Annotated in this window: 7 protein-coding genes; all 7 read left to right on the forward strand. The window is 58.6% G+C overall.

Features of this window, described 5'->3' with window-relative positions:
- Positions 1-113 precede the first annotated feature (113 nt).
- Positions 114-2,306, forward strand: coding sequence for a CRISPR-associated endonuclease Cas3'' (locus EOL86_10330; GenBank protein ID NCD25967.1), 2,193 nt, complete (start codon positions 114-116; stop codon positions 2,304-2,306).
- Between the two features lie 13 nt (positions 2,307-2,319).
- Positions 2,320-2,985 (forward strand): type I-C CRISPR-associated protein Cas5, encoded by a 666-nt coding sequence (gene cas5c / locus EOL86_10335; GenBank protein ID NCD25968.1) that lies wholly within the window; start codon positions 2,320-2,322, stop codon positions 2,983-2,985.
- Positions 2,982-4,727: a type I-C CRISPR-associated protein Cas8c/Csd1 gene (gene cas8c / locus EOL86_10340; protein NCD25969.1), complete on the forward strand. Its 1,746-nt coding sequence runs from the start codon at positions 2,982-2,984 to the stop codon at positions 4,725-4,727. Before cas5c ends, cas8c begins: the two co-directional genes overlap by 4 nt.
- A gap of 3 nt (positions 4,728-4,730) precedes the next feature.
- Entirely contained in the window at positions 4,731-5,591 is an 861-nt protein-coding gene (gene cas7c, locus EOL86_10345) for a type I-C CRISPR-associated protein Cas7/Csd2 (GenBank protein ID NCD25970.1), read from the forward strand.
- A gap of 70 nt (positions 5,592-5,661) precedes the next feature.
- The gene (gene cas4 / locus EOL86_10350) at positions 5,662-6,279 is read left to right on the forward strand and encodes a CRISPR-associated protein Cas4 (protein ID NCD25971.1); all 618 of its coding nucleotides are present in this window, start codon (positions 5,662-5,664) and stop codon (positions 6,277-6,279) included.
- Complete coding sequence (gene cas1c, locus EOL86_10355) at positions 6,276-7,307, forward strand: type I-C CRISPR-associated endonuclease Cas1 (GenBank protein ID NCD25972.1); 1,032 nt, start codon at positions 6,276-6,278, stop codon at positions 7,305-7,307. The genes cas4 and cas1c overlap by 4 nt, the downstream gene beginning before the upstream one ends.
- 3 nt (positions 7,308-7,310) lie before the next feature.
- Positions 7,311-7,601, forward strand: coding sequence for a CRISPR-associated endonuclease Cas2 (cas2, locus tag EOL86_10360; protein ID NCD25973.1), 291 nt, complete (start codon positions 7,311-7,313; stop codon positions 7,599-7,601).
- The last annotated feature ends 209 nt before the right edge of the window (positions 7,602-7,810 follow it).

Consider the following 7,810-nt stretch of genomic DNA (forward strand, 5'->3'; position numbering starts at 1 on the left):
GCCCTGCGCTGGGGCGAATCGTTCGAAGTGCTGGAACCGGATTGGCTGAGGAAAGAGGCGATGGAGAAGGTGAGGAAAATGGCCGGGGTGTATGGGATGAGGGTGGAAGGATAATGAAATACTACGCGCATTCGACGAAAAATCCGGACAAGTCGGATTGGCAGGGTTTGGAAGAGCATCTACAAAACGTGGCTGAACTGGGGGCGAAATTCGCGGCGTTATTCGGCGCGGAAGATTGGGGGCGGATGGCCGGATTTCTACATGACGCCGGCAAGGCCACATCGGAATTCACGCAACGCCTGGAAGGGAGGCCGATTCGGGTCAATCACTCCATCTTCGGAGCCAGACTGGGGCGAGAGCGGGGCGGCAAACTTGGCTTGCTGTTGTCGTACGTCATCGCCGGTCACCATGGCGGTCTACCGGATGGAGGAGTACAGGAAGGCCAGCTCCAGTATCGGCTGAAAAATGAGCGGATTCCGGATGATGTCACGCATCTATCTGATACTGAATGGCCGACGGACCTGAAACTGCCATTTCTTCTTCAGCGTGATCGCCTCGGTTTTTCCTTGTCCTTTTTCACCCGTATGCTCTTTTCGTGTCTCACGGACGCCGATTTTCTCGATACCGAAGCATTCTGCGATACGACCAGGGCCGGCCTACGCACGGGCATGTCCCAATGCGATTTGACCGTCTTGCGGGATGCCCTGAATGAACGGCTAGCCGAATTTGGGCGCGCCCCGACACCGCCGAACACTTTGCATCAAGACGTGCTAGCCGCGCGTCAGACCGCGTTGGCCGATTGTCGGGCCAGGGCTATCGAAACGCCGGGTTTCTTTTCCCTGACCGTACCCACGGGCGGGGGCAAGACCTTCTCCTCCATGGCTTTCGCCCTCAATCACGCCGTGATCCACGGATTGCACCGGGTCATTTACGCCATCCCCTTCACGTCCATCATCGAACAAAACGCACAGGTCTTCAGTTCCGTATTCGGACAGGAGAACGTCCTGGAGCATCACTGCAACTACAAAGGGAAGGACGATCCCGAGGAACAGGGGTATGACAAGTGGCGCGGCGTGGCCGCCGAAAATTGGGACGCGCCCGTGGTGGTGACCACCAATGTCCAGTTTTTCGAGTCCTTGTTCAGCAACAAGCCATCGCGTTGCCGCAAGCTGCACAACATCGCCCGCAGCGTCATCGTGCTCGACGAAGCTCAGGCCATTCCCACGGAATATCTGGAACCCTGCCTTTGCGCCCTGCGCGAGCTGGTCGAGCATTACGGCTGCACCGTGGTGCTGTGCACGGCCACCCAGCCCGCCCTGGACGACCAAAGTCTTCGCGCTCGATTGACGGATGTTCGGGAAATCATCACCGATCCGGCGCAGCTCTATACCGAACTCAAACGCACTGAAGTCACGTTCGCGGGCCAACTGACGGACGAGGAATTGGCCGAACGCATTTCCAGCCTGAATCAGGTGCTGTGCGTTGTCGGCTCCAAGCCGCAGGCCAGGAACGTGTTCGAGCTTTTGTCTATTCAGGACGGCTCGTTTCATCTGTCCACCAATATGTACCCCGAGCATCGACGGCGCGTGCTGGACGCCATTCGGCAGCGGCTCAAGGCCGGGCTTTCGTGCCGAGTGGTTTCGACTTCGCTCATTGAGGCCGGGGTGGATGTGGATTTTCCGGTGGTCTACCGGGCCATGGCCGGACTCGATTCCATTGCCCAGGCGGCAGGCCGTTGCAACCGGGAAGGCGGGTTGGATGGATTGGGACAGGTCTTCGTTTTTGAGCCGGAAAATCCGTCCAGAATGTCCTGGTTGCAACGCCGCGCCAGTCGTGCAGGCGAAACGTTGCGCTCCCTACCTGCCGAAGATCCGCTCGGTCTTGCCGCCATGCGCCGCTATTTCGAGTTGTTCTATGATGGTGAGGATTTTGACAAAAAACAGATCGTGAAGCGTCTGAACACTTTCGTGGGTAAAGACCTGTTGTTCCCCTTCAAGGAAATTGCCGGAGATTTTCGCCTCATCGAGGACGAGGGAACCGCCCTGATCATCCCGAGAGAGCCCGAGGCGGAAGAATTGGTCCGGCAACTGCGGTTCACGGACTTTCCCCGCGCCATCCTGCGCAAGCTGCAACAGTATTCCGTGACGATCAGATCCAGGGATTTGGCGAAGCTCCAAATTTCCGGAGCAGTCGAAATGATTTCAGATGGTTATCCCGTGCTCCGCAACATGGCCGCCTACGACGAGCATGTTGGTTTATGCGCGGCAGAAGGTGAGGTTTGGGACGCTGAAGGATTGATTGCCTGAGAAGGAGGAACCTATGGCATTTGGTATCAAACTGCGGGTCTGGGGCGACTACGCCTGTTTCACCAGACCGGAAATGAAGGTGGAACGGGTTTCATATGATGTCATGACCCCGTCCGCCGCGCGGGGCATTCTGGAGGCCATTCACTGGAAGCCGGCCATCCGCTGGGTGGTGGACAAAATTCATGTCCTGCGGCCCATTGTTTTCGACAATGTGCGTCGCAACGAGGTCAGCTCCAAGATCCCAAAACCTAATCCGGTCACGGCCATGCGCGACAAGAAGCCGCTCTATTTTCTGGTCGATGACGGCGGCAACCGCCAGCAGCGGGCCGCAACCCTGCTGCGTAATGTCGAATACGTCATCGAGGCTCATTTCGAACTGACGGACAAGGCCGGTTCGGCGGACAACGAGGGCAAGCATTTGGACATTTTCAACCGCCGGGCACGCATTGGGCAGTTTTTTCATCAGCCCTGCCTTGGGTGCCGGGAGTTTCCCGCCTCCTTCGAGCTGCTGGAAGGCGAGGTGCCGCCGTCCTGCTATGCTGGAGAGAATCGCGAACTGGGCTATATGCTGCTGGACATTGATTTCGAACGCGACATGACTCCGCTTTTTTTCAAGGCCGTCATGCTCGACGGGGTGATTTATCCGCCGTCGCGGTTGTCGCCGGAGGTGCGGGCATGATTCTGCAAGCACTGCACGGCTATTATGAGCGCATGAGCGCGGACCCGGATTTAGGCATGCCGCCCTACGGCACCAGCATGGAGAACATTTCCTTTGCCCTGGTGCTGGATGCTGACGGAAATTTGAGAAGCATTGAGGATTTACGGGAAGCGGAAGGGAAGAAACTGCTGGCCCGCAAGATGGCCGTGCCCGCCGCCGTGACCAGAACTTCGGGCGTGAAGGCCAACTTCATCTGGGACAAGGCCGCCTATGTCCTGGGAGTGGACAAGAACGGAGCCAAAGACAACGAGACCCGTCATTCCGCATTCAAGGAATTACTCCACGCCGTTTGCACTGGTGTCGAAGATGCCGGATTGATAGCCGTGACTCGTTTTTTGGCAGCTTGGGCCCCCGAAAATGCGGCGGAAATCATTGCCGCCTGGCATCCCTGGGAAGACGTGGCCGCAGCGAACTTGGTATTTCGGCTCGATGGAACCAAAGGCTTCATTCACAATCGGCTACCGATCCAAAAGGCGTGGCTTGCGCATTGCGCCAAGTCTGAAGATGCCCCGAACGTGCGCTGCCTGATTACCGGCGAACGTGATGTCCCCCTGGCGCGAGTGCATACGCCCATCAAGGGCGTCGCGGGTGGTCAGACATCCGGCGGCTACATTGTGTCGTTTAACGCCTCCGCCTTTGTTTCGTACGATAAGGATAAAGCCAATGTCGGCGAAGTATCCGCCTTTGCCTACACCACGGCTCTGAATGCGATGCTGACGCGCGGAAGCCGCCAGAAAGTCACCATCGGCGACGCCACCATCGTCTTCTGGGCCGAGCGCACCAGTCCGGCCGAAGACCTTTTTGCCGACCTGTTTGATCCGTCATCGGAATCGTCGCAGCCCGACACGGCTGTCGATCATCAGACTTCGATCAAGATTCACGACCTGTTGCAGGCCATCCGCGCCGGTCGGCGCGCCGTGGATATCGTACCGGATCTCGATGAATCCGTGCGCTTCTTTTTACTGGCGCTGGCCCCCAATGCCGCCCGTTTGTCCATCCGCTTCTGGGAGGTCGATACCGTGGGCGGCCTGCTGCGCAAAATCGGCACGCATTTCCGCGATCTGGAAATTATCCGGCAGTACGACAACGAGCCGGAATTCCCGCCACTTTGGCGGCTGCTGTGTCAGACCGCGCCCCTTGGCAAAAGCGAAAACATCTCGCCCGTGCTGGCAGGGGGCCTGGCCAGGGCCATGCTCACCGGAGCGCGGTATCCGCAAAGCCTGTTGCCTGCCGTGCTTGGCCGCATTCGCGCCGAACACGCCGTGACGTATTTCCGGGCCGCGCTCATCAAGGCATTTCTTACGCGAAACAAACAGTTGGAGGTTCCCGTGTCTCTCGACCCCGCAAGAACTGATCGTCCATATTTACTAGGCAGGCTCTTCGCCGTGTTGGAAAAAGCCCAGGAAGAGGCTGTCCCCGGTGCCAGCGCGACCATCAAGGACCGCTACTTGGGCTCCGCGTCCGCCAATCCGGGGCAGGTCTTCCACATGCTGCTCAAGAACGCGACCAACCATATCGCCAAGCTGCGCAAAGATCCCGAGAAAAAAGGCATGGCCTTTCACTACGATGTCATGATGCAGGAGATCGTGGACGCATTCAGCGATTTCCCGACGACCATGTCGTCCGAGGAACAGGGCCTGTTCATGATCGGCTACTACCATCAGCGCAAAAACTTTTTCACCAAGAAGATCAAGGAGAATTAGACCATGACCGCCATCGCCAACCGCTATGAATTCGTACTCCTTTTTGACGTCGAGAATGGTAATCCCAACGGTGATCCGGATGCCGGCAACATGCCGCGCATCGATCCGGAAACCGGGCATGGTCTGGTCACGGATGTCTGCCTCAAGCGCAAGATCCGCAATCACGTCGCCCTGGCCATGGAAGGAGCGGAAGGATTCAAAATTTATATTCAGGAAAAGGCAGTGCTGAACCGGACCAATGAGGAAGCCTATCTCGCCTACGACATGAAGCCCGAAGCTAAGAAACTGCCCAAAAAAGTCGAGGACGCCCTGAAAGTCACGGGCTGGATGTGCGCCAACTTCTTCGACATCCGAACTTTCGGCGCGGTTATGACCACTGAGGTCAACTGCGGGCAGGTCCGGGGGCCGGTGCAATTGGCCTTTGCCAAGAGCGTGGAGCCCATTATCCCCCAGGAAATCAGCATCACCCGCATGGCCGTGACCAACGAGAAGGATCTGGAAAAGGAACGCACCATGGGCCGCAAGCATATCGTGCCCTACGGGCTGTATGTGGCGCATGGCTTCGTGTCCGCGCCGCTGGCGGACAAGACCGGTTTTTCCGAGGACGATCTGAATCTGCTCTGGGATGCGCTGGCCAACATGTTCGAGCATGACCGCTCGGCCGCCCGTGGCCTCATGAGCAGCCGTAGGCTCATCGTCTTCAAGCATGAGAACAAACTCGGCAACGCTCCGGCGCACAAACTCTTCGATTTGGTGCAGGTCAAACGCGCCGACGGCTCCTCCGGCCCGGCCCGTTCCTTTGCCGACTACACGGTGACGGTCGCCCCGGCTCCGGCAGGCGTCGAGATCATCGAGAAACTGTAGCCAAGCCTCGTGGCGTCGCGCCGCCGCGACGCCACGGTGATGTCTCGAAATCGCTCAAGGACTCGCACGGATGTACACCGAAGACGATCTTCTCCCCATTTCCGCCTTGCAGCATCTGCTTTTTTGCCAGCGGCAATGCGCGCTCATTCATGTGGAGCGGATCTGGACCGAAAATCTGTTCACGGCCGAAGGCCGCATTCTGCACGAAAAGGTCGATAGTGGACCGGATTTCGTGAAGGATGGACGGCGCGTCGCCCGCAGCTTGCCGCTGCGCTCTCTGCGATTGGGACTTTCGGGCATCGCCGACGTGGTGGAATTTGGGCCGGACGGCGCGGCTTTCCCTGTCGAATACAAGCGCGGTCGCAGTAAATCCGAGGACTGGGACCGGGTTCAGCTCTGCGCCCAAGCCATGTGCCTGGAGGAAATGCTCGGAATGCGCATCGAGTCCGGGGCTCTTTTTTACGGCAAGACGCGGCGCAGGGCGCAGGTTGAATTCGATCAGGAATTGCGGACAAAAACCGAGGACGCGGCAGCCAGACTGCATCGTCTTATCGAGGCCGGCCAAACCCCGCCCGCGCGGTATGAGGCCAAGTGCGAATCGTGTTCGCTCCTGGCATTGTGTATGCCCCGGCTCGGCAAGGCCAAGTCCGTGGCCAGGTATCTTGCGGCCATGACGGAGGACGAATGAAAAAGCTTCTGAACACGCTCTACGTCACCTCCCAGGGCGCGTACCTGGCCAAGGATGGCGAGTGCGTGGCCGTGCGCATGGAAAAAGAAGTCAAACTACGCGTGCCCATCCATACCCTGGGCGGAGTGGTCTGCTTCGGACAGGTTTCGTGCAGTCCGTTCCTCATGGGTTTTGCCGCCGAACGCGGCGTGGGGCTCAGTTTCATGACCGAGCATGGCCGATTTCTGGCGCGGGTACAGGGGCCGGTGTCCGGCAACGTGCTATTGCGTCGTGAGCAGTTCCGCCGCGCCGATGATCTGGACACGAGCGCGGAAGTGGCGCGGAGCATCGTCACGGCCAAGATCGTGAACGGCCGTCGCGTGTTGCAGCGCGTGCTGCGCGACCACGCGGACAAGGTGGATGGCGCGGTTCTGGAAGCGGAAATCCGCCATCAGCAAGACTGCGTCGCCCGCCTGCAATCATCCATGCCCCTCAATGTGGTGCGCGGCATTGAGGGCGAGGCGGCCAATGGCTATTTCGGTGTTTTCGATCATCTGATTCTGTCGTCGGAGCCGGAATTCCGTTTTGCCGGCCGCAGCCGCAGACCGCCCCTGGATCGCGTTAATTGCTTGCTGTCCTTCATTTACACGCTTCTGGCTCATGATGTGCGCAGCGCCCTGGAAGGGGTGGGGTTGGATTCCGAGGTCGGATTTCTCCATCGGGATCGCCCCGGCCGGCATGGATTGGCCCTGGACCTGATGGAGGAGTTCCGCGCCTTTTTCGCCGACCGTCTGGCGCTGTCGCTGATCAATCTGGGGCAGATCAAAAAGAACGACTTCGAAATTCTGGAGAACGGAGCCGTCAAACTCACCGACGATGCCCGCAAGACGCTGCTGGTCACCTATCAAAAGCGCAAGCAGGATGAAATTCAGCATCCATATCTGGGCGAGAAGGCTCCACTGGGACTGGTCTTTCATCTTCAGGCCCTGCTCATGGCCCGGTGGCTGCGCGGTGATCTGGACGGCTATCCACCATTTGTTTGGAGGTGACCGATGTTGGTGCTTGTCAGCTATGATGTCAGTTTCGAGGACCCCGGCGGACAGCGGCGGCTGCGGCGCATCGCCAAGGCCTGCCGGGATTATGGGCAACGGGTGCAGTATTCGGTCTTCGAGTGCGTGGTCGATCCGGCTCAGTGGACACGCCTCAAGCATCGCTTGTTGCAGGAAATGGACGAGGAGCGGGATAGCCTGCGTTTTTACTTCCTTGGAGCGAATTGGAAACAAAGGATCGAACATGTCGGTGCCAAGGCCGCCTACGATCCCGAAGGCCCCCTTATCGTGTAGCGCGAACCCCAAGCGACGGCAGAATCGCCGGGAGGTTCGCGATAGTTGTAATGCTTTGATTTTGTAAAATAACCCAAACCCTGACGCCGAATTATACGGAAGGAAAGGACGCTCAACGAAGGCTTCGCGAAATGCCCTTCGACAGCCCTTACCCCCCAACATAATCGACCTCAGACGGTCGCCCCCCGCGCGGGGGCGTGGATTGAAAC

This window comes from Deltaproteobacteria bacterium, from assembly GCA_009930495.1.
Classification (GTDB): Bacteria; Desulfobacterota; Desulfovibrionia; order Desulfovibrionales; family Desulfomicrobiaceae; genus Desulfomicrobium.